Source organism: Kitasatospora sp. NPDC127121, from assembly GCF_042677305.1.
Classification (GTDB): domain Bacteria; phylum Actinomycetota; class Actinomycetes; order Streptomycetales; family Streptomycetaceae; genus Kitasatospora.
The window spans coordinates 17,595-37,008 of sequence record NZ_JBHXTQ010000089.1; the positions used below are offsets into that span (position 1 = coordinate 17,595).

The window sequence follows — 19,414 nt, forward strand, 5'->3', positions numbered from 1 at the left end:
CGGTATGCGCCCAACCGGCTTGCGCCGGGCCGTAACCAGCCTCACACACGGTAGTTGAGCTTCGCGTGGAAGACATCCCCGACTCCCCCGACCAGGGCAAGAACGCCGCACTGCCCCCGCTGCTCATCGAAGCCGTCGGCTACGCCGAGAACCGCCACTGGGAGGTCGCTCCCGGCGCCTGGCTGATCGACGGCGACGGGCCCGCCCGCTGCTCCTGCGGCGACCGGCGCTGCCTGCTGCCGGGGGCCCACCCGCTCGACGCGGACTGGGCCCGCAAGGCGAGCGCCGGGCCGGGGGCGGTACGGCGCTGGTGGACCGAGCGGCCGCAGGCCTCGATCCTGCTGCCCACCGGCCGGTCCTTCGACGTCCTGGACGTCCCGGAGACGGCCGGATGCCTGGCGCTGGCGCGGATGGAGCGGATGGACCTCCAGCTGGGCCCGGTCGCGGTGCTGCCCGCCTCGCCCGGCCGGATCGGCCGGCGGCTGCACTTCCTGGTGCTGCCCGGGGTCGCGGCCAAGCTGCCGGAGATGCTCCGCAAGCTCGGCTGGCCGCCCGGCCGGCTGGACCTGGTGGCCCGCGGCGAAGGGGACTGGACGGTCGCCCCGCCGTCCCGGATCGGCGGCACCGGCTACGCCCAGTGGGCCCGCTCCCCCTCGGCGCTCAACCGCTGGCTGCCCGACGCCGCCGAGCTGATCAGCCCGCTCGCCTACGCCTGCGGGCGCGAGGCGCCCGCGGCCGCCCACCCCCAGCCCGCCCAGCCGGCGGCAGCGGTGCGCTGAACGGGCGCAGCAACGGTTCACCACCCCGGTTCACCGCCCCGTGAACGGCCGCCCTCCGCCTATCGGGTGAGGGCGCGCAGCGCGCGACACCCCGCGCACGGCTGACGGGCCTTGTCTCCCACCGGAGACGGGGCCCGTCACACGCATGTGCGGATAAGGCCTCCGTGTACCCGCTGATCATGGACGAAAGCCCCCCGGACGAGTGACAACGCTCAAGGATTGCCATGATCGGCCGAGGGGAGGAATTGCGGTGCGAGGGGACGCCGGAGGGAGCGCTCGGACGGGGAAGCCGGGCGCGGCGGTGGAGGGGCCGGGAGGGAACGGAGGGGATGGAGGGGACGGGAGGGACGGAGGGGACAGGGAGGGAACGGGGAGGCGAAAGGGCCCGCTGCACGGGGAGCAGCGGGCCCTTCTCGTCGTTCCGGGAGGCGCGCTCCCCGGGCCCGGAAGCGTTCCGGGCCCGGGGGGCGCGTTCCTCAGGCCTGGGCGACGAAGACGTGCTGGGCGATGTCCTTGCCCAGCTCCGCCGCGTTCTCCCCGGTGCCGACCAGCACGCCAGCGACGCCGGCGCTGACCCGCACGGTGGAGCCCGGCCGGATCCCGGCCCGGCGCAGCGTGCGCATCAACTCGCCGTCGGTCTGGATCGGCTCGCCGATCCGGCGGACCACCACGCTGGCGCCGCCGTCGCCCGGCTTGACGGTGTCCAGCGGGACGAGCGCGGCGTCGAAGCCCTCGCCCTCGGCCTTGGCGTCGCCCAGCTCGTCCAGGCCCGGGATCGGGTTGCCGTACGGGGACTGGGTCGGGTGGCCGAGCATGGCGAGCACCTTGCGCTCGACCGTCTCGCTCATCACGTGCTCCCAGCGGCAGGCCTCCTCGTGGACCTGCTCCCACTCCAGGCCGATCACGTCGACGAGCAGGCACTCGGCGATGCGGTGCTTGCGCATGACGCGTACGGCGAGCCGGCGCCCGTCATCGGTCAGTTCGAGGTGGCGGTCCCCCGCGACCTGCAACAACCCGTCGCGCTCCATCCGGCCGACCGTCTGGCTGACCGTCGGGCCGCTCTGCTCCAGTCGCTCGGCGATCCGGGCGCGCATCGGGACGATGCCTTCCTCCTCCAGCTCCAGGATGGTGCGAAGGTACATCTCAGTGGTGTCGATCAGCCCAGACATCGCCGCTGGCTCCGTTCCTCGGTGTCCTCACCGCCAATTCTGACGTACTGCACCGACAACCGGGCCCGCGCAAGGGCCCCGGGTCCCGGTTTTCGTTCCTGTTGACAGCGGTGCCGCCGGGGCGCCACGGTGCTCGCCGTAGCTTTCTCCACTGGCGGCCCGGACCCTCCCGGCCCGCCCCACCCGGCCGGCGCCCCCACCGGCAGAGAGCGAAGGCAACAGATGAACGACCTGGTCGGCCGGTACTTCGACGCCGCGATCGCCCATCTCCAGCGGGTCCGGGAGGAGGAGGCCGACGCCATCGAGGCCGCCGCGGCGCTGCTCGCCGAGGCGATCGCCGAGGGCCGCCGGGTGTTCACCTTCGGTGCCGGGCACTCCGCGCTGCCGGCCCAGGACGTGGTCTACCGGGCCGGCGGGCTGGTCCCGATGAACCTGCTGAACGTCCCCGGGATGGCGGGGGTGACGGTGATGCCCGCGCCGCTGTCCAGCGCGCTGGAGCGGGTGTCCGGCCTGGCCACCACCACCCTGGACCTGACCCCGGCCGCCTCCGGCGACCTGCTGTTCGTGATCTCGCTGTCCGGCCGCCAGGTGATGCCGGTCGAGCTGGCCCGGTACGCCCGGGACCGCGGTCTGAAGGTGATCGGCGTGACGTCGCTGGCGTACCCGGGCGAGGTGCCCCCGGCGCACCCGTCCGGCACGTACCTGAAGGACAACTGCGACGTGGTGCTGGACAGCAAGATCGCGGTCGGGGACGGCGAGCTGACCCACCCGGCCGCCGAGACCACCTTCGGCCCGGTCTCCACCATCGTGACCAGCGCGCTCATGCAGGCCGTGGTCGCCTCGGCGGTCGGCCGGCTGGCCGACGCGGCGGCCGACGGCACCACCGCGGCCCCGCCGCTGTTCCGCTCCGGCAACGTCCCCGGCGGCACCGAGTGGAACGCCAAGCAGATGGCCGACAACGCCGACCGGATCCTCTACACCTACTGACGCCCACCGATCGCGCCCACGGGCACGCCGAGACACGCAGGGTGTCCGCCCGCCCACCGAACGTACCCGGGCCGGACAATCCACCGGGGCATCCCGGCCATTGCGGGCGGCCCGGGGGTGGGCCAGGCGTACCGGGAAGCCGCCCGGGGCAGGAGAGCGGTGCGACCGGAGCGACGGGTGGGGGCCGAACATGGCGTCTGGGGCGGGACGGACGGGGTGGATGCGCGAGCGGGAGCTGCTGCCCGGGTTCTTCTGGGCCGCCGACGCGGCCTCGCTGCGCGGCCAGCGGCGTTCGGTGCTGCTCTCCGCCTGGGAGCTGCTCCTGCTGGTGGTCGCCGCCGCGACCGGCTCGGCCGACGGCGAGCCGTGGGCCTGGCCGGCGGCCGCCGCCTACCTCGGCGCGATCGTCCTCGCGGTGGTGATCAGCCGGCAGAACCCGCAGGGGCTCTGGTACGAGGGCCGGGCCGCCGCCGAGTCGGTCAAGACGCTGGCCTGGAAGTTCGCCGTCCGGGCGGACGCCTACCAGCCGCCGCCGCACACCCTGCCGGACGCGGAGGGCCTGTACCGCGTCCAGCTCGGCGGGGTGCTGGGCGCCTTCCGGGACGGCCGGGTGGTCGCACCGGGCGCCGGGGCGGAGCTCGCCGGGATCACGGCGGCGATGCGCGACCTGCGCGAGCAGCCGCTCGCGGTGCGGCGCGAGGTGTACCTGCGGGAGCGGATCCAGGTGCAGCACGACTGGTACCGCGCCAAGTCCCGGTACTGCGCCCGGGCCGGGGCGCTGGCGGGGGTGCTGGGCGTGGTGCTCCCGGCGCTCGGGCTGGTGCTCGCGGTGCTGCGGGCGCTCGGCGCGTTCACCTACGACGCGCTGGGCACCGTCTCGGCGGTGGCCGCCTCGATCACCGCGTGGGCGCAGCTGCGCCAGTACCGCCCGCTGGCCGCCGCGTACGGGCTGGCCGCCGACGAGCTGGAGCTCATCCGGTGCCAACTGGCCCGGCTGGACGTGGAGTCGGCGGATGCCGAGGAGCTCTGGGCCCGGCTGGCCCGGGACGCCGAGGACGCGGTCTCCCGCGAGCACACCACCTGGCAGGCCCGCCGGGAGATCCGCACCACCACCGACCGGGACCACTGAGGAGGCCGCAGGTGTCGTTACGGATGGTCAAGGCCCCGGACGGTCGCGCCCTCGCCGTCGAATCCCTGGGCGACCCGCGCGGCCGCCCGGTGTTCCTGCTGCATGGCATGCCCGGCAGCCGGGTGGGCCCGCACCCGCGCAGCACCGTGCTGTACCGGCTGGGGGTGCGGCTGATCTCCTACGACCGGCCGGGCTACGGCGACTCGACCCGGCAGTTCGGCCGCCGGGTGAGCGCGGCGGCGGCCGACGTGCGGGCCATCGCGGACGACCTCAAGCTGGACGGCTTCGCGGTGCTCGGCCGCTCCGGCGGCGGCCCGCACGCGCTGGCCTGCGCGGCGCTGCTGCCGCAGCGGGTCAGCCGGGTGGCGGTGCTGGTCGGCCTGGCGCCGCGCAACGCGGCCGGCCTGGACTGGTACGCCGGGATGACCCCGTCGAACGTGCACGCCTACCAGGAGGCGGAGCGCGGACACGGCCGGATCGCCGACGCGATGGAGTTCCGCTCCCGGCAGATCAAGGACGACCCGGTCCGGCTGCTGAACGGGCTGCGGCCCGAACTGTCGCCCGCCGACCGGGAGGTGGTGGCCGACAACGGGCTGCGGCGGATGCTGCAGAGCAACTACCGGGAGGCGTTCCGGCACGGCGCGGACGGCTGGATCGACGACGTGCTGGCGTTCACCGCCGACTGGGGGTTCAAGGTCGAGGACATCGCGGTGCCGAGCTGGCTGTGGCACGGCACCGACGACCAGTTCTCCCCTGTCGAGCACTCCCGCTGGCTGGGCGACCACATCCCCGGCGCCGAGCTCTTCCTGGAGCCCGGCGCAGCGCACTTCGGCGCGTTCCGGGTGCTGACCACCGCCCTGGCCTGGGCGGCGGGCTGAGGCCTCAGGCTGTCATGAGGCCTCAGGCTGTCACCGGGGTGACCGGCGCTCCCCCGCCCAGCACGGCCAGGACGTTGTCCACCGCCAGGCCGCCCATCGCCTGCCGGGTGGCGACGGTGGCACTGCCCAGGTGCGGGGCCAGGACGGCGCGTTCCTGGGCGAGCAGCGCGGGCGGGACGGCCGGCTCGTGCTCGAAGTTGTCCACGGCGGCGGCGAACAGCGCGCCGGACTCCAGCGCGGCGGCCAGCGCCTCCTCGTCCACCACTCCGGCGGTCATGCTGACCACCACCGCCCCGCGCGGCAGCAGGTCGAGGCGGCGGGCGTCCAGCAGGTGCCGGGTGGCGGCGCTGAGCGGGGCGGTGACGACCAGCACCGTGGAGTGGGCGAGCAGGTCCTCCAGCGGCCGCCAGGTGGCGCCGTCGGCCTGCTCGGGTGGCAGCTCGCGGCGGTTGTGGTAGCTGACCGGCATGTCGAAGGCGCGGGCCCGGCGGGCCACCGCCTGCCCGATCCGGCCCATGCCGAGCACGCCCAGCGGGGTGCCGGCCAGCTCCATGCCGAGCAGGAAGTTCGGCGCCCAGGTCCAGGGGCTGCCGGAGCGCAGCAGGCGCTCGCCCTCGCCGAGGCGGCGGGTGGCGGCCAGCAGCAGCGCCCAGGCCATGTCGGCGGTGGCGGTGGTGAGCACGCCGGGGGTGTTGGAGACCAGCACGCCGCGGTCGGCGCAGGCGGCCAGGTCGATGTTGTGGTGCCCCACGGCGTGGTTGGCGACGATCTCCAGGGACGGGCCGGCCGCGTCCAGGAACTCGCCGTCGACCCGGTCGTCCAGGGTGGTGAGCACGGCGCGGCGGCCGCGGACGGCGGCCAGCAGGTCGGCCCGGGCCATCGCCTGGTCGGAGTCGTGGCAGGTGACGGCGTGGCGCGCGGTGAGCCGTTCGATCACCCCGGGCGCGAGGCGCCGGGTGACCAGGACCGGGGGCGGCGTCTGCTTGCTCATGGTCCCGCAGCGTACCCGCCGCCCCCGGCCGGAGGCCGTGCTCTCACCGGCGCCTGCACCGCCGCTTACACCGGCTGCGGCTCCAGGTCCCGGTTGATCCGCTTCCAGCCGCGCGCCGCCACCGTGTTGGGGTGCTCCTCGCCGAACTGCCGGATCAGCTCGCCGATCGCACGGGCCCGCAGTTCGGCGGCCTGGGTGTGCCGGCCGGCCGAGCGCAGGGTGATCGACAGGTTGGCCTCGCAGGCGACGGCGTCCGGGTGCCGGGGCGTGTAGCGCTCGCACAGGCCCTGGTAGGCGGCCCGGCCGAGTTCCTCGGCGAGGCCGATCTGGCCGTCGTCGCCGTAGGCGTTGGCCAGGTTGATCACCGCGTTGAGGGTGTACGGGTGGTCCGGCCCGACGGAGTCGGTCAGCCCTTCGACGGTGAGCCGGCCGCGTTCGATGGCGCCCTGGATGTCGCCGCTGCCGCGCAGGTAGATGCCGAGGTTGTTGGCGCAGGCCAGGGTGAAGGGGTGTTCGTCGCCGAACAGGCGGCGGTGGCCTTCGAAGACGGTGGAGCAGAGGTCGCGGGCGGCCTCCTTGTCGCCGGAGGCGCTGTGGTCGGCGGCCAGGTTGAGCGCGCAGGCGAGCGCGTCGGGGGCGTCGGCGCCGTAGCGCTCCAGGTAGCGCTCGTAGGTCTCCTTGGTGATCCGGCGGGCTTCGGCGAGCGCGCCGATGCGGCGCAGCGAGACGGCCAGGGACTTGGCGTTGCGCAGGTTCTCCGGCAGGTCGGGGTCGAGGACGTCGCCGAGGTCGGAGGTGACTTCCTGGAGCAGGTCCACCGAGCCGCGGTAGTCGCCGAGTTCGCGCAGGTCGCGGGCGAGGTTGGACTTGGTGGAGAGGGTGTAGGGGTGCCGGGGGCCGAGGACGGCGGTGCGCCGGTCGAGGGTTTCCTGGTCGAGTTCGCGGGCGGCCTCGCTGTTGCCGACGAGCCGGTAGTCGATGGCCAGGTTGTTGGCCATGGAGAGCGTGCGCGGGTTGTCGTCGCCGAACAACTCGCGGAACTGGTCGAGGATTTCGCGGTCGAGGTCGAGGGCGGCCTGGAACCGGCCGAGTGCCCGGCGGTCGGCGCCGAGGGAGCCGGCCGTCATCAGGGTGTACGGGTGGTGCTCGCCGAGCAGGGCCCGCTGGCGTTCCAGGGTGTCCTCGTCCAGGGCCAGGGCTTCGGCGTAGTTGCCCTGGGAGCGCAGCACGTTGGCGAGTTGGAAGCGCAGCAGCAGGGTCTGCCGGTCGTTCTCGCCGAGCTTGTTGGTCCACTCGGTGTCGAGGGCGTGGCCGAGGTCGCGGGCGCGGTCGAGTTCGCCGCGCTTCCAGAGGTAGCGGACGCGGTCGATGAGCAGTTGGCGGGTGTCCGCCTCGTCGCAGTTGTGCGCCTTGGAGGGCGACAGGTGCGGCCAGATCTCGTCGAAGGCGGGCCAGTTGGCGGGGTCGTCGGTGTCGCCGAGGACGGGCCGGGCGCCGGTGAGGATGCGATGCACCTCGTGGACGGCGATCTCCTGCTCGTCGTCGGTCATCTCGGCCCGGATCACCGCCTGGACGAGTCGGTGCACCTGGAAGCTGTTGCTGCCGGCGTCGACCTTGGCCAGCGCGTACCGGCCGATCGCCTGGATCACCTTGCCCAGCATGAACTTGTCGCTGAGGTCGGCGTCGTACTTCACCAGCGCCCGGATCATCTGGTCGCTGTAGAAGAGGTTCATCGAGATCGGCTCGGGCGCGAAGAACGCGCAGAGCTGGAGGAGCCGGACGGCGGCCGGGGATTGCTGGCGCAGCCGGCCGATGGAGACGTTCCAGGTGGCGCCGACCGGGGTCGGGTAGTCGGCGGGGCGGGCGACGGCCAGTGCGCGGGCCGCCTCGGCGTGCAGTTGGGCGACGTAGGTCTCCACCGGGGTACCGGTGGTGTCCAGCCAGGCGGCCGCGACCTCGACGGCGAGCGGCAGGTCGCCGACCGCCTCGGCGACCCGGTCGGCGTCCGGGCGGGAGAGGCCGCGGGCGCGCCGGCACAGGTGTTCGACGCTCTCTCCGCGGGTGAAGACGTCCACCTCCAGCGCCTCGGCGTGCCCGGTCCAGGCCTGGTTGCGGGAGGTGACCAGGATGTGGCCGGAGCCGCCGGGGAAGAAGCGGCGGATCTCGGCCGGTTCGTCGGCGTTGTCGAAGATCAGCAGCCAGCGCGAGGTGGGCACGCCGCGGCGCAGCGCCTCCCGGGCGGCCTCGGCGGCTTCGGTGACGGAGTCGCCGACGCGCAGGCCGAGCCGGCGGGCGAGGTCGGCGAGGGCGGGTGCGACGAGTTCGGTCTGCTCGGCGTCGATCCACCAGACCAGGTCGTAGTCGGACATGAACCGGTGTGCGTACTCCAGCGCGACCTGGGTCTTGCCGACGCCGCCGAGCCCGTACAGCGTCTGGGGGGTGGGCAGGACGGCCGCCATGCCGCCGCGCAGCTGGTTGCGCAGCTGCTCCAGGACGGCGGCGCGGCCGGTGAAGGAGGGGTTGCGCGGCGGCACGTCCCACACGGTCGGCTTGCTGCCGGGGAAGCGCGGTCCGCTGCCGTTGGGCTCGGTCAGGGCGACGTCGCCGCGGCCGAGGGCGCGCAGCAGGGTCTGGACGGACTGCGCCTCGTCGCGGCCGACGAGGTCGACGGGGTTGCGGTTGCTGAAGGGCGCGGTGAGCCTGACGTCGCCGACGCGGACGGGGACGAGCTGGCGCCGGGTGCCGGCGGGGTCGGAGTTGACCACGGACTCCCACAGCGCCCGGGCCTGCGGGGAGCGCTGGTAGGCGGGCGAGAGCACGGCGACGGTCCGGTAGGCGGCGTCGATGCCGCGTTCGGTCTCCTCGCGCGGATCGGTGCCGGCGCTGAGGTCGCGGGGCAGCACCCGGAAGCCGGCCCGGGTGAGCACGGACTCGATCCAGTCCGCCCACATCCGATCCTCGGGGACGTAGGAGAGGTAGAGGTCGGCGGGGACGGACGGGCGGCGGCGGGTGAACGCGTCCACGTAGCGCAGTCGCAGTTCCTCGTCCATCACCGGCAGGGAGGTGACCTTGCGCTGGGTGATCATCGCGGTGAGGCGCTCGCAGGCGGCGAGCATCGACGTGGGGGTGCCGGTCTGGTCGCCGAAGGTGGCGAGGATCTCCTCGTAGGCGTAGAACGGCCGGTACGGGATCTCCACCGAGCCCCAGTAGGCGGCGAGTTCCTCGCCGTTGAGGCCGGCCGGCAGCCCGTCGAAGCGGACCCGGGCGAGGGAGCGGCCGGCGTCGGCCTTCTCCTTCTCGCCCTCGTCGATGCGCATCGGGACGGGCAGGATGCGGATGCCGCGCTCGCGGTAGCGGTCGTGGATGTGCTGGGCGATCCGGGAGGCGCCGTCGATGGACTGGTCGCTCAGGGTGAAGCAGACCACCAGGTCGTCGGGCATCTGGACGGTGCAGATCTCGGCGATGTCGGACAGGCCGGTGCGCGAGTCGATGAGCACGTAGTCGTACCGCTTGCTCATGTCGGCCTTGAGGGCGTCGAAGAACTGCCCGCCGTCGAAGCGGTCGTAGAAGATGTCCCAGTCCAGGTGGGTGACGGCCTCGGAGTAGTCCCGGTTGAACTGGCCGGCGGACAGGAAGTCCAGGCTGCCACCGGTCGGGAACAGCGGCCAGGACAGCGACAGCGCGTGCGGGTGCACCCTGGCGAAGTCCAGGTGCCAGCCCTCGGCGTGCTCGACCGGGCGCAGGGCCTCCTCGCGGTACTCGGCGATCAGGTCCATCATCCCGGTCGTGCCGGCCAGCGAGGCCGGGTCGAGGAAGGGGTGGAAGAACTTGGCCAGGCCCGGCGCCTCCAGGTCCCAGTCCACGGTGAGCACCCGGTAGCCGTTGGCGGCCAGGATCCAGGCGGTGTTGGCGAGCGCCATGGTGCGCCCGGTGCCGCCCTTGTAGGAGTAGAAGGTGATGATCCGGCCGTTGCGGTCCTGCTCCACGGACCGTCGTTCGGCCTCCCGCTGGGCGGCCAGTTCGGCCACGGTGAGGCCCCCGACGCGGAAGTTCCTGGTGGGGTTCTCGCTCATCTGGGTCGTCCTCCCAAGGGCGCCATCCCGTCATCGGGGTCATCGCCGTCGTCACGGTCTGGGTGGTCGTCGGGTCCGGAGCCGTCCTGCCCGAAGGGGGCGTCCCCGCCGAACGGGGCCGCGCCCGGGCCGCGCCGGAACGCGTCCCGCAGGTTCGGGCGGGGCGGCGGCGGATCCTCCGGCTCGGCCCTGGTGCGGCCCTCGAAGGCGTACTTGGCCTTCATGGCGGCCCGGGGCAGCGCGTCGTCGAAGTCCTCCAGGGTGTTCAGCCCGGTCGGGCCGCTCACGCCGAGGAAGCTGGGGCGGCTCGCCCGCCGGGTGATGCGCAACGCCTGGTCGCTCAACTCGCCGAGGTCGCCGCCGCGTTCCTCGCACTCGGGGTCCTCGGTGTTCCACGGCTCCAGGACGCTCACCCAGGTGGCGTCCGAGCGGTCGAAGCGGCGGACGAGCTCCCGGCGGTCCGGATCGCGCAGCGCCCACCGGTCGAGCAGGAGCAGGCCGGGGGCGGCCGCCTCCCCCTCGATGATCGACTCGACCTCGTCGTCGAACTCGTGCACGGTCGGCTGGAACCCCAACTGCCGGGCCAGCCGCACCGCGTGCTGGGCGATCGGCGAGCCGGCCGGGCGATAGGGGTGCCAGTCGGTGCGCCGGGTGCCATAGAAGTCGGGATTGCGGTCGGGCGGCAACTCGCCCTGGTGGTAGGAGAGTACGGAGATCCGCAGCTGCTTGGTCGGCGCGCTCACGTTGAAGGCGCTGGGCAGCCCGTTGAAGTCCAGCCGCCGCCCGACCGGGATCACCGTCTCCTCCGCCACCTGCACGATCCGCGCCGCCAGCCGGTGCACGGCCAGCTCGTAGGCGGAGCGGAAGTAGGTGAGCTTCATCAGCGCGTACAGGCCCTCGGTGGCGTAGTCCGGCCCGAAACTGGCGTGGTTGAACTGGAGTTCACTGGCGACCTTGGGCAGCCGGTAGCGGCTCATCGGCGCCCACAGCACCGGCACGATGCCGCTGGTGCGCTCCGCGTCGATCGTCGCCGGGTACACCGGGCGGCGGGTGAAGGCGTGCCACTCCTGCCCGCACGGGACGCTGTTGAAGTACCGGGGCGAGTACAGCGGCACGAACACCCGGCACGTCGCCAGCTCCTCCGACAGCCGCTCCGCCCACAACTCCCCCTGGTGCATGGACTCGTCCATGAAACCGACCGGCACCCCGGCCGGGACCGTGGTCAGCTGCAGCACCGCCTCGCACAGGTCCCGGTACAGCTGGCGGACCCAGTGGTTCGGATCACCGGCGCCGCGCGTGCCGGCCTTCGGGGTGTGCGCGTAGGAGAGGAAGAAGTACGGCCGGGCATCATCCTCGTCCCAGCCACGGTCGTTCACACGCGCCTCCCCCGGGCCCGTCGGCAACCTGGTTCCCGCAGCCCCCGTGCGGCGGGGTCTCAGTGTAGGAACGACTGAGGACCCAAGGGAATAGCACAACGAGTCGCACGAATTGACATGACCGAAACGACACGGCTGTGCGCCCGCTTATCGTGGCTCCCGGGGCCTGCTCCAGCGCGCCCGACACGGAGTACAGGGAAGGTAGCCATGGACCACCTCAACTGGCAGAAGCCGAGCTTCAGCGGTGACCAGGCGGACTGCATCGAGATCGCCTCCGAGGGCGACTTCGTCTACCTCCGCGAGTCCGACAATCCCGGCCACATCGTCACCACCACCCGCACCAAGCTCAACGCCTGGCTCCTCGGCGCCAAGGCCGGCGAGTTCGACCACTTCATCGCCTGACCCGCACGGACTGGCGGCCTCGCGAGTCAGCAGGAGCCGCCGTGGCACCCGAAATGGCGCGGGCCCGCCTGGGGAAGGCGGGCCCGCGTGCCATGCATGGCACCTATGTCCGATCCCGTCGATCCCGAAGCCGCTCGGACCGGGCCTGACAGACACCGCCGACGGCGGCGGCCAGCAGGATCAGGACCAGCATGCCCGTCACGCCCGGCCCCGCCGGCGCTTGAACTCGCGCAGCAGAGCCAGCAGGTTGATCAAGGTGCTGGCCGGGATGTTGCCGATGGAGACCAGGGCGCTGCCGTTCAGATTGGTCTCGCCGGGCCGAGCGGACGGCCAGAGGAGGCCGAACTCGCGTCCCTCCGTGCGGAGATCGACGATCAGTTCGGTGATCTGCCGGCCGGTGAGCTGCCGCAGGGCCGGGTCGGCGGGGTGGATCGGGTGGTGGGCGATCACGCGGCGCCGTCCAGCTCGAACCAGACGCGCTTGCCGAGCTTCTGCGGCTCCGCACCCCAGCGGTGCATGAGCCCCTCCACCAGCATCAACCCCCGCCCGGACTGGGCGAACGGGTCGGGCTTCCGCTGCTCGGGCAGCACGGGACTGCGGTCCGCGACGGTGACGCGGAGCGTCCCGTGGACGACGGCGACCAGGACGACGGGCGCGGCGGTCAACCCGTGCCGCCAGGCGTTCACCACCAGCTCCACGAGCGCGAGTTCGGCGTCCCCGATGGAGGAGTCGGGGTACCCGGCGCGCGCCATGGTGTCGCGCAACGCCTCGCGAGAGACGGTGAGGGAGGGGGAGTTGAGGTTGGGGTCACACATGGGGAATCTCCCAGCGGTGCAGAGGGGCTACGCACAGACGCAACTGACGACCCGTCTGATGCGCGGTTGTGGTTGGACTGTAAGGGGACAAGGTCCAACGATGCAACACTAACTGTAATTTCCCCCGCACTGCGAGTAGCGTGAGCGCGCAAGGAGGCATGCCCGTGGGACTCAGGACCGAGATCAGTGAACGACAGCGCCGCTTCGGTGAGGAACTGCGCCGTCTACGCGACACCGCAGGCGTGTCGGCACCGGAGATCGGCGCACTGATGGGCATGAAGGGGCCAGCCGTCAGCCACACCGAGGCCGGGAGGCTGAGTCTCAACCTCGACCGCCTGCACATCTGGCTCGACGCCTGCCACGCCAACGATCCCGAGTACCGCGCTGCTCTTCTCGTCATAGGCCAGAGCAACGGCAAGGGCTGGTGGACCGACTACCGTGGCTACGTTCACCCCTCAGCACTCGATCTCGCCGAGTACGAGGCCGATGCGACCCGCTTGGAAAGCTACGAGACTCTTCTGATCCCAGGGCTGCTCCAGACCAAGGCCTACAGCGAGATCATCCTCGAATACGCCGAGAAGAAGGTCGAGTTTCGCCGCGCCCGCCAGGAGATCCTGAGCGTCGAGAGCGGAACACCCTTCCATGCCGTGATCCACGAGGCCGCGCTACACGCGATGTACGGCGGTCCAACCGTCATGCGCGACCAGCTGAACTACCTGATCGATGTCGGCAAGCTACCCCATGTGACCATCCAGATCCTGCCGTTCGGCTGCACAGTCTTCGCCTCGACCGACATCCCGTTCATGCTGCTACACGGTCAGCACCCGAAGCTGGACACCGTCTTGATGGAGCAGCCACACGGCGTCCCGTTCCTGGGCGATCCTGAAGCAGTATCGTCATACCGGCGGAAGTTCGAACGCCTCAGAGGCGCGGCGCTCCCACCCCTGAGCGCCTCTGCGCCCGGACCCTCCCCCGCCTATCGCGACTCATGGGGTTTGCTCCAGCACATTCGTTACGCAGTACAGGGAAGGTAGGCATGGAACGGCTCATCTGGCAGAAGTCCAGTTTCAGTTACGAGACCAACTGCGTCGAAATTGCATCCGCCGGCGACCTCGTCTACATCCGCGAGTCCGACGACCCCGCCCACATCGTCACCACCACCCGCGCCAAGCTCAACGCCTGGCTCCTCGGCGCCAAGGCCGGCGAGTTCGACCACTTCACCGCCTGACCCACACAGCGCCGAAGGGCGGGTCCCGCGAACTCGCGGGAGCCGCCCTTCCCCCAGGTACCGCCGTCACACTGTGGTAGGCATCGGGACGATCCAGAGCTCGGCCGGGCCGCTTATGATCACGGACTCCAGGCGGGCCGGCGTCGGGCTGGCCGGGTCCAGGGCGCTGCCGGGGTAGGCGCCGAAGAGGCCTTCCAGGGCCACTTCGGCCTCCAGCCGGGCCAGGGGTGCGCCGAGGCAGAAGTGTGGGCCGTAGCCGAAGGACAGGTGCTCCTTGTCGGGGCGGGTCGGGTCGAAGTCGTCCGGCCGGTCCGGGTGGACCTCCGGGTCCCGGCCGGCCGCGCCGAATCCGAGCAGGATCGGCTCGCCCTGGCGGATGACCACGCCGTCGCCGAGGTCGATGTCCTCCAGCGGGTAGCGGAGCGGGATGTGCATCACCGGGCTCTCGTGGCGCAGGGTCTCCTCGATGACGTCCTCCCACGCGAGGGTGCCCTCGCGGACCTGGGCCAGGTAGCGGGGGTGGGTGAGGAGCGCCTGGACGGCGCTGGTGATGAGGTTGACGGCGGTCTCGTACCCGGCGCCGAGCATCAGGAAGAGCTCGTCGCGGGACTCCTCCTCGGCGCGGCCCGTGTCGCCGCCGGTGCTGACGGCGGCCACGTCGCTGGCGAGGTCGGGGCCGGGGTCGCGCCGTTTGAGCTCCAGCAGTTCGACCAGCACCACGTTGATCTCCGCCCGCGCGACCGTCATCTGCTCGGTCGTCGCCGTCGTCGTCAGCAGGGTGTCCATCGACCGGCCGATCTGCGGCCGCATGTCGGCGGGTACGCCGAAGAGGTCGCAGATCACCGTCATGGTGAGCGGGAGCGAGAGGGCCCGGCGGATGTCCACGGCCTCGCCGGGGGCGAGGTCGCGGAACGCGCCGACCAGGGCGGCGGTCGTCGCCTCGATCCCGGGCCGCAGCGCGGACACCCGGCGGGGCGAGAACGAGGGCGCCATCCGTCGCCGTGCCGAGCGGTGTTCGTCGCCGTAGCGGTTGAAGAAGTTCTGCTGGAACGCGATCGGGCCCATCGGCCACCCCTCAGGCACCGCGGCCAGGCCGGGCCAGTGCTTGCGCGGGTCGCGGGAGACCCGCGGATCGCCGGTCAGGGCGCGGATCACCGAGCTACGGGTCACGGACCAGGCGACGATGCCGCCGGGGAGTTCGACCCGCACGGCGGGCCCGGCGGCGCGGAGCTCCGCGTTCTGCTGGTGCAGGGCCCGGCCGGTCATGTCCAGCACCGGGCAGCCGTTGTCGTCTGGAGCCATGGCATTGCTCCTCAGGATCTCTCGGGGGGCGCCCCCGGCAGTCCGTGTCCGGGGCCTGTGCTCCGTTCTAGAGCGGCACGGAGCGGTCGTCAACGGACCGCGACGGTGTTACCAGGATCATCCAGCCAGACGGACTGTGCACCGTCTACACCGACGGTCACGCCGAACCGGCCCAGGTCCGGCCTCCCCTCCTCCCCCCACCACCACCGGCGGGCGCCCACGATCTCGTCCCACAGCCGGCGGGGCCCGCATTGCTGAACAGCGTCCTCGCCGTTCCACCTGGCGTAGCGAACCGAGGCCCACGATCCGGCACCGTCGGACAGTTGCATGCGAAAGGTGCCGCTGGGGTCGGCCTCGTCCCAGACGTGTTCGTACCGGACACCGGGCACTCGCAGGCCGATGGCGAAGGCTGCGTGCACGTCCTCCAACGCCAACTCCGGGTCCATTGCGGAAGGGCCCTGCCGGTAGTGGTCCGGCGCATCAGACAGCGGGCCGGTCACGGCATGCGGGCGCTGGGCTCGCATCCACATGAAGCTGACGTTGCCGACGAACCGGCCGTGCGACGCCTGGCCCCTCTCGCCGACCACCAGGCGCAGGAGCCCGGCATTGGCGTAGGAGGTGCCCCACGGGGTGACGATGACACCGCCGGGGCGGGTCTGCTCGATCCATGCCCAGGGCACCCTGCGGACGGCTGCGGTCGAGTGGATGCGGTCATAGGGAGCGGCGTGGGGCCACCCGGCCAACCCATCGCCCACCACACGGTTCGGCGCGAATCCAGCGGCCCCCAACCTCAGCGCCGCCTCTGCCGCCAGAACCGGATCCACCTCGACAGTGGTCACCTGCTCGTCACCGAGTCGGGCGCACAGCAGGGCACTTGTCCAACCGGTTCCGGTACCGACGTCGAGCACGGCATGCCCGTCGCTCACCTCCAGGTGACGAAGCATGTCCGCCACCAGGGACGGCATGGAGGCCGACGACGTCGCGGTGCCGGGCCCGCCACCGATCCCGTCGTCCACCTGCGTGACGACCACAGCGTCGGCGTCGACCAGCGCCCACCAGCCGTCCGGGTCGTCGCCACGGCTGATCCGCCGGTAGCCGGTCGGAGCGCCGCCGTCCGGGGCCCACACCTTCTCCGGCACGAAGGCAGAGCGCGGGGCACGCTCGAACGCGCCCCGCCACTCCTCGCCCAGCCCGGCCATCAACTGTGCGAATTCCTCCATCAGTTGAAGCTCACTTCTTCGGCGGAGTGACGGGCTTGGTCCACTGGCCGTCCGACTCCTTCGGGGACTGCTTCTTGTCCCCGACCTCGCCGCCCTTGCCGTCTCCGTGCTCCCCCATGTCTGCGCTCCTTCCCGCCCGTCAGACCGGTCAGTCGGTGCCGGTGGCCACAGTGGCATCCAGCGACATCGACGGGCGAGAACACGCTAGGGGGATTCCTGCGAGAATTTCAACAATATTCCAGTGATCGACTAAAGATCTCCACGGAATATCGCAGACCACTCGTAGAGCTGCCGCCTTGCGCAATCCCCGAACAACGCATTCATCTCATAGCGGGAAAAAACTTCAATATGCTCGGAGATGTCCCTGGGGTCCCGGAAAACTATGCGCCCAGTAAATACCTCCACCGTGGCCAACCGCTCATCGTAAATCGTGAAAGTGTTCATCGGGCCCTGCGGCAGGACAACCCCGAACGGAATCACGCCGATTCGGATATTGGGCAGGCGGGAAAGTGCGGCCAGACGCTCGATCTGAACCGACATGGCCATCGGACCGACCACCGCCCACTTGACGGCCTGCTCAGTCAGAAGGAACGTGAACGACTTGGACGTGTCATAGAGGACCGCCTGCCGCTCCAACTTCCGAGCCACCGCTTTGCCGATATCGCCGGGCGAGTAGGCAAGACTGGCCCTGACGTACTCGGGCGTCGCCAGCAACCCCGTCACCATCGCCGGAAGGAAATACCGCAGGACGGAGGCGTCCTGCTCCAGCGCTGCGAGCTCCGCCTGCCGCTTCTCCAGCCCGACCCTCCAGGACGCCCGGACCTCCTGCCACTGCGTATGAGCAACCCGCGCGAGCGATGAGATTTCCTCGGCTATCTCCGACGGTACGCCAAGCGCGAAAAGAATTCGCTCGACCTCTACAAGGGTCGGCATCTTCTTCCCCGTCTCAATCTTGCTGATCGTGCTCTGTGTCATGGCACAACGCACAGCGAGCCGGGCCCCCGTAAGGCCGGCTCGCTTGCGCAGCTCTCGCAGCTTCTTCCCCAGCTCGGACTTGGACTGTCCGAGCCGTTCCGGATCCAGAGACACTCAGCCGCTTGCTCTCACGTACTCCGAGAAAGGAACGGACTCGGATACGGCCAAGCGCTTCCACTCGACGAATCGGCTCGGGTCGCCATCGAACACCTCGCGGCTGATCTGCGTCCCGTCCGGGCGGTAGTTCATCAGGACCACCCTGGACTCGTCGAACATCCAAAAATCCTGATCCGGTAGGCCCGGATTCTCGCGGCCGGTCAGGTCGAGAATCCGGATGTCCTCGCCGGCCGCGACGTTGTGGGCGTAGTGCGCGAACTCGAAGCGGAGATAGTCCGTCAGGGGTCGGGTGATCGCGTGGACGCGGCCGACGGTCCGACCGCTCTCACGGAAGCCCCTCACGCGCCTGGTCCAGGCCGCGGTGTCCTCCGCAGTGACCGGTCCACCCGCCAGGAAGCGCCGGATGGCGTCCTCTTCCTGCGGCATGGTGTAGACGGAACGGGTCTCCAGCCGCCAGGCATCGCTCGCCATGGCGTCGAAGTAGTCCCGCCAGTCCTTACCATCCAAGAGCACGGACGGCCTCCCTGAGAATGTGCTCGGGAATCTCCACCAGGCCCTCGCCTTCGGGCGCGGTGAAGCCGTCGAACAGGTCGCCCTGAACCACGAACGAGCCACGGTCGGTGGCGTACACGTTCGGGCAGTCATCCCCGCCGCACTCCCCCGAGCCGCTGCCGCTGCCGTTGCCGTTGCCCGTCAGCCGCGTAAGCACCGGTTTCCCTGCCATGCCAACCTCCCACCCGCCGAACCCTGCTGGACCTTGCAGATACGAAGCTAGGGACACCTTGCGGGAGTGTCCATGCCGACTCGGCGATATTCCCGTGTTCGACTAATGATCTTGCCTTGGAGCCACCCACCACGTTTCGATCGCCCGGGAAGTCGACCCCGTCGGCTTCCCGGGCGATCGCGACGAACAGCTCCGTCGCCACCGAACCTGCTGCGGGGGTTGCACAAGGAGTCGACTCCACCGACTTCTTACGCGGCACCGCACCCGCTGACCCGCATCCTGAGCGGCAGGCCTCACCATGCTGCCGCACTGCCGACACGTTCGACCATGTCCTCGCTGACGACTCCCGGTATGTTCCGGCAGCTCCTCAGAGCGAAGGCCCCAGGCAAGGCCCTTATCCCAGACCCGGAATATGCCTGATACTGCATGGACAGGCATCGAAGGCAGCCCTAGCGTCGTTGACGAGTTGGGAGGCATAGCGAGGTCAGCATGGCTGAGCCCCCGCAGCTACTGTCTCCTGCCAGCAAGTTCAACGGCCCACGCTGCGACGATGACGACTGCCCAACCGTGTACTCCACCGATCGCGGGACGTTCGCGGTCCAGAGCGACCACTTCACGGCCCTGAAGGCACCCATCGGGAGTCCGCCGTCGAGATTCCCCGACACGTTCTGAAGGAGGCCATCCGTGCTCTTGGATGGTGACCAGTGGCGCGCCCACTTCGACAGCTACCAGCACGAAGCGTTCCGGTTCGAGGCGCAGCCCGCCTACACCATGCCCAGGGAAGCAGAGAGCCTCGCCCGCTTCCTGCGCGGCGAGCCGAAGCCGATCGATCACAACGCGGCATGGCACCGGAGGGTGCACGGCTTCGTTTCCTCGGGACGGAAGATCGGCCGCGTCCGGGTGGTGCGCCACCCCCTCACGGACTACCAGCGGTACCAGTTCGCCTGGGGTATCCCTGGCAACATCGCCGCCGGAGAAGACATCCGGATCCTGGACACCACTGAAGGGAACTTCGGTATCCCCGACCAGGACTGGTGGCTGTTCGATGACACCTCGGCAGTCCACCTGAACTTCCAACCTGACGGCACCCAGATCAACCGGGAGCTGGTCAGCGGCGACATGCGCCGCCACCGCGAGTGGAAAAGAATCGCCCTGGCTCACTCCGTGCCGTTTTCCGAATACCTGAAGTCGGCCCCACCAGCTTCTTGCGCAACACCCCATCCGTCGGCCCGCGTCCCAGGTGTCCTGG

General features: G+C 70.9%; 19 protein-coding genes. 8 read left to right on the forward strand and 11 right to left on the reverse strand.

Annotated features, from left to right (window positions below; all coding sequences use genetic code 11):
- Nucleotides 1-74: 74 nt before the first annotated feature.
- Nucleotides 75-779 (forward strand): bifunctional DNA primase/polymerase, encoded by a 705-nt coding sequence (locus ACFVHI_RS31675; RefSeq protein WP_244293629.1) that lies wholly within the window; start codon nucleotides 75-77, stop codon nucleotides 777-779.
- 476 nt (nucleotides 780-1,255) lie between these two features.
- Here the strand turns inward: ACFVHI_RS31675 and ACFVHI_RS31680 are convergent, their stop codons facing one another.
- Complete coding sequence (locus ACFVHI_RS31680) at nucleotides 1,256-1,948, reverse strand: metal-dependent transcriptional regulator (protein WP_063348173.1); 693 nt, start codon at nucleotides 1,946-1,948, stop codon at nucleotides 1,256-1,258.
- Between the two features lie 222 nt (nucleotides 1,949-2,170).
- On the opposite strand from ACFVHI_RS31680, the gene ACFVHI_RS31685 reads away from it, so the two are divergent.
- The 3 genes from ACFVHI_RS31685 to ACFVHI_RS31695 all read left to right on the forward strand — a co-directional run bounded on the left by ACFVHI_RS31685 (nucleotide 2,171) and on the right by ACFVHI_RS31695 (nucleotide 4,942).
- Complete coding sequence (locus ACFVHI_RS31685) at nucleotides 2,171-2,935, forward strand: sugar isomerase domain-containing protein (protein ID WP_063348174.1); 765 nt, start codon at nucleotides 2,171-2,173, stop codon at nucleotides 2,933-2,935.
- A gap of 220 nt (nucleotides 2,936-3,155) precedes the next feature.
- The gene (locus tag ACFVHI_RS31690; protein ID WP_380345149.1) at nucleotides 3,156-4,064 is read left to right on the forward strand and encodes a DUF4231 domain-containing protein; all 909 of its coding nucleotides are present in this window, start codon (nucleotides 3,156-3,158) and stop codon (nucleotides 4,062-4,064) included.
- A gap of 23 nt (nucleotides 4,065-4,087) precedes the next feature.
- Nucleotides 4,088-4,942, forward strand: a complete 855-nt coding sequence (locus ACFVHI_RS31695; RefSeq protein ID WP_063348176.1) for an alpha/beta fold hydrolase — start codon at nucleotides 4,088-4,090, stop codon at nucleotides 4,940-4,942.
- 22 nt (nucleotides 4,943-4,964) lie between these two features.
- Here the strand turns inward: ACFVHI_RS31695 and ACFVHI_RS31700 are convergent, their stop codons facing one another.
- The 3 genes from ACFVHI_RS31700 to ACFVHI_RS31710 form a co-directional block, all read right to left on the reverse strand.
- On the reverse strand, nucleotides 4,965-5,933 hold the full coding sequence (locus tag ACFVHI_RS31700) for a 2-hydroxyacid dehydrogenase (RefSeq protein WP_380345151.1): 969 nt from the start codon (nucleotides 5,931-5,933) through the stop codon (nucleotides 4,965-4,967).
- A gap of 65 nt (nucleotides 5,934-5,998) precedes the next feature.
- Nucleotides 5,999-9,919: an FxSxx-COOH system tetratricopeptide repeat protein gene (fxsT, locus tag ACFVHI_RS31705; protein ID WP_380345168.1), complete on the reverse strand. Its 3,921-nt coding sequence runs from the start codon at nucleotides 9,917-9,919 to the stop codon at nucleotides 5,999-6,001.
- An 83-nt stretch (nucleotides 9,920-10,002) separates the two neighbouring features.
- A complete protein-coding gene (locus ACFVHI_RS31710; protein ID WP_380345153.1) occupies nucleotides 10,003-11,382 on the reverse strand; it encodes a TIR-like protein FxsC in 1,380 nt (459 codons plus the stop codon).
- Between the two features lie 207 nt (nucleotides 11,383-11,589).
- On the opposite strand from ACFVHI_RS31710, the gene ACFVHI_RS31715 reads away from it, so the two are divergent.
- The gene (locus ACFVHI_RS31715) at nucleotides 11,590-11,784 is read left to right on the forward strand and encodes a DUF397 domain-containing protein (RefSeq protein WP_063348179.1); all 195 of its coding nucleotides are present in this window, start codon (nucleotides 11,590-11,592) and stop codon (nucleotides 11,782-11,784) included.
- A gap of 198 nt (nucleotides 11,785-11,982) precedes the next feature.
- Here the strand turns inward: ACFVHI_RS31715 and ACFVHI_RS31720 are convergent, their stop codons facing one another.
- Nucleotides 11,983-12,234, reverse strand: a complete 252-nt coding sequence (locus ACFVHI_RS31720; protein ID WP_063348180.1) for a hypothetical protein — start codon at nucleotides 12,232-12,234, stop codon at nucleotides 11,983-11,985.
- Nucleotides 12,231-12,599: an ATP-binding protein gene (locus ACFVHI_RS31725; protein WP_380345155.1), complete on the reverse strand. Its 369-nt coding sequence runs from the start codon at nucleotides 12,597-12,599 to the stop codon at nucleotides 12,231-12,233. Before ACFVHI_RS31725 ends, ACFVHI_RS31720 begins: the two co-directional genes overlap by 4 nt.
- Before the next feature lie 164 nt (nucleotides 12,600-12,763).
- Between ACFVHI_RS31725 and ACFVHI_RS31730 the strand changes: the two genes are divergently transcribed.
- Together ACFVHI_RS31730 and ACFVHI_RS31735 are read left to right on the forward strand one after the other, a co-directional pair.
- Entirely contained in the window at nucleotides 12,764-13,633 is an 870-nt protein-coding gene (locus tag ACFVHI_RS31730; protein WP_380345157.1) for a helix-turn-helix domain-containing protein, read from the forward strand.
- Between the two features lie 2 nt (nucleotides 13,634-13,635).
- A complete protein-coding gene (locus ACFVHI_RS31735) occupies nucleotides 13,636-13,827 on the forward strand; it encodes a DUF397 domain-containing protein (protein ID WP_380345159.1) in 192 nt (63 codons plus the stop codon).
- A gap of 66 nt (nucleotides 13,828-13,893) precedes the next feature.
- Here ACFVHI_RS31735 and ACFVHI_RS31740 read toward each other — a convergent pair whose 3' ends face one another.
- From ACFVHI_RS31740 to ACFVHI_RS31760, 5 genes are all read right to left on the reverse strand, one after another.
- Entirely contained in the window at nucleotides 13,894-15,129 is a 1,236-nt protein-coding gene (locus ACFVHI_RS31740; RefSeq protein ID WP_380345161.1) for a cytochrome P450, read from the reverse strand.
- Nucleotides 15,130-15,218: 89 nt separating this feature from the next.
- Nucleotides 15,219-16,349 (reverse strand): methyltransferase domain-containing protein, encoded by a 1,131-nt coding sequence (locus tag ACFVHI_RS31745; RefSeq protein ID WP_063348185.1) that lies wholly within the window; start codon nucleotides 16,347-16,349, stop codon nucleotides 15,219-15,221.
- A gap of 249 nt (nucleotides 16,350-16,598) precedes the next feature.
- Nucleotides 16,599-17,438 (reverse strand): helix-turn-helix domain-containing protein, encoded by an 840-nt coding sequence (locus ACFVHI_RS31750; RefSeq protein WP_380345163.1) that lies wholly within the window; start codon nucleotides 17,436-17,438, stop codon nucleotides 16,599-16,601.
- Nucleotides 17,439-17,954 (reverse strand): DUF6879 family protein, encoded by a 516-nt coding sequence (locus tag ACFVHI_RS31755; protein WP_063348187.1) that lies wholly within the window; start codon nucleotides 17,952-17,954, stop codon nucleotides 17,439-17,441.
- Nucleotides 17,938-18,165, reverse strand: coding sequence for a hypothetical protein (locus tag ACFVHI_RS31760; protein ID WP_063348188.1), 228 nt, complete (start codon nucleotides 18,163-18,165; stop codon nucleotides 17,938-17,940). Before ACFVHI_RS31760 ends, ACFVHI_RS31755 begins: the two co-directional genes overlap by 17 nt.
- A gap of 684 nt (nucleotides 18,166-18,849) precedes the next feature.
- Here ACFVHI_RS31760 and ACFVHI_RS31765 point away from each other — a divergent pair.
- Nucleotides 18,850-19,414: DUF6879 family protein (locus ACFVHI_RS31765; RefSeq protein WP_380345166.1), on the forward strand; the 565-nt coding region annotated here is incomplete at its 3' end.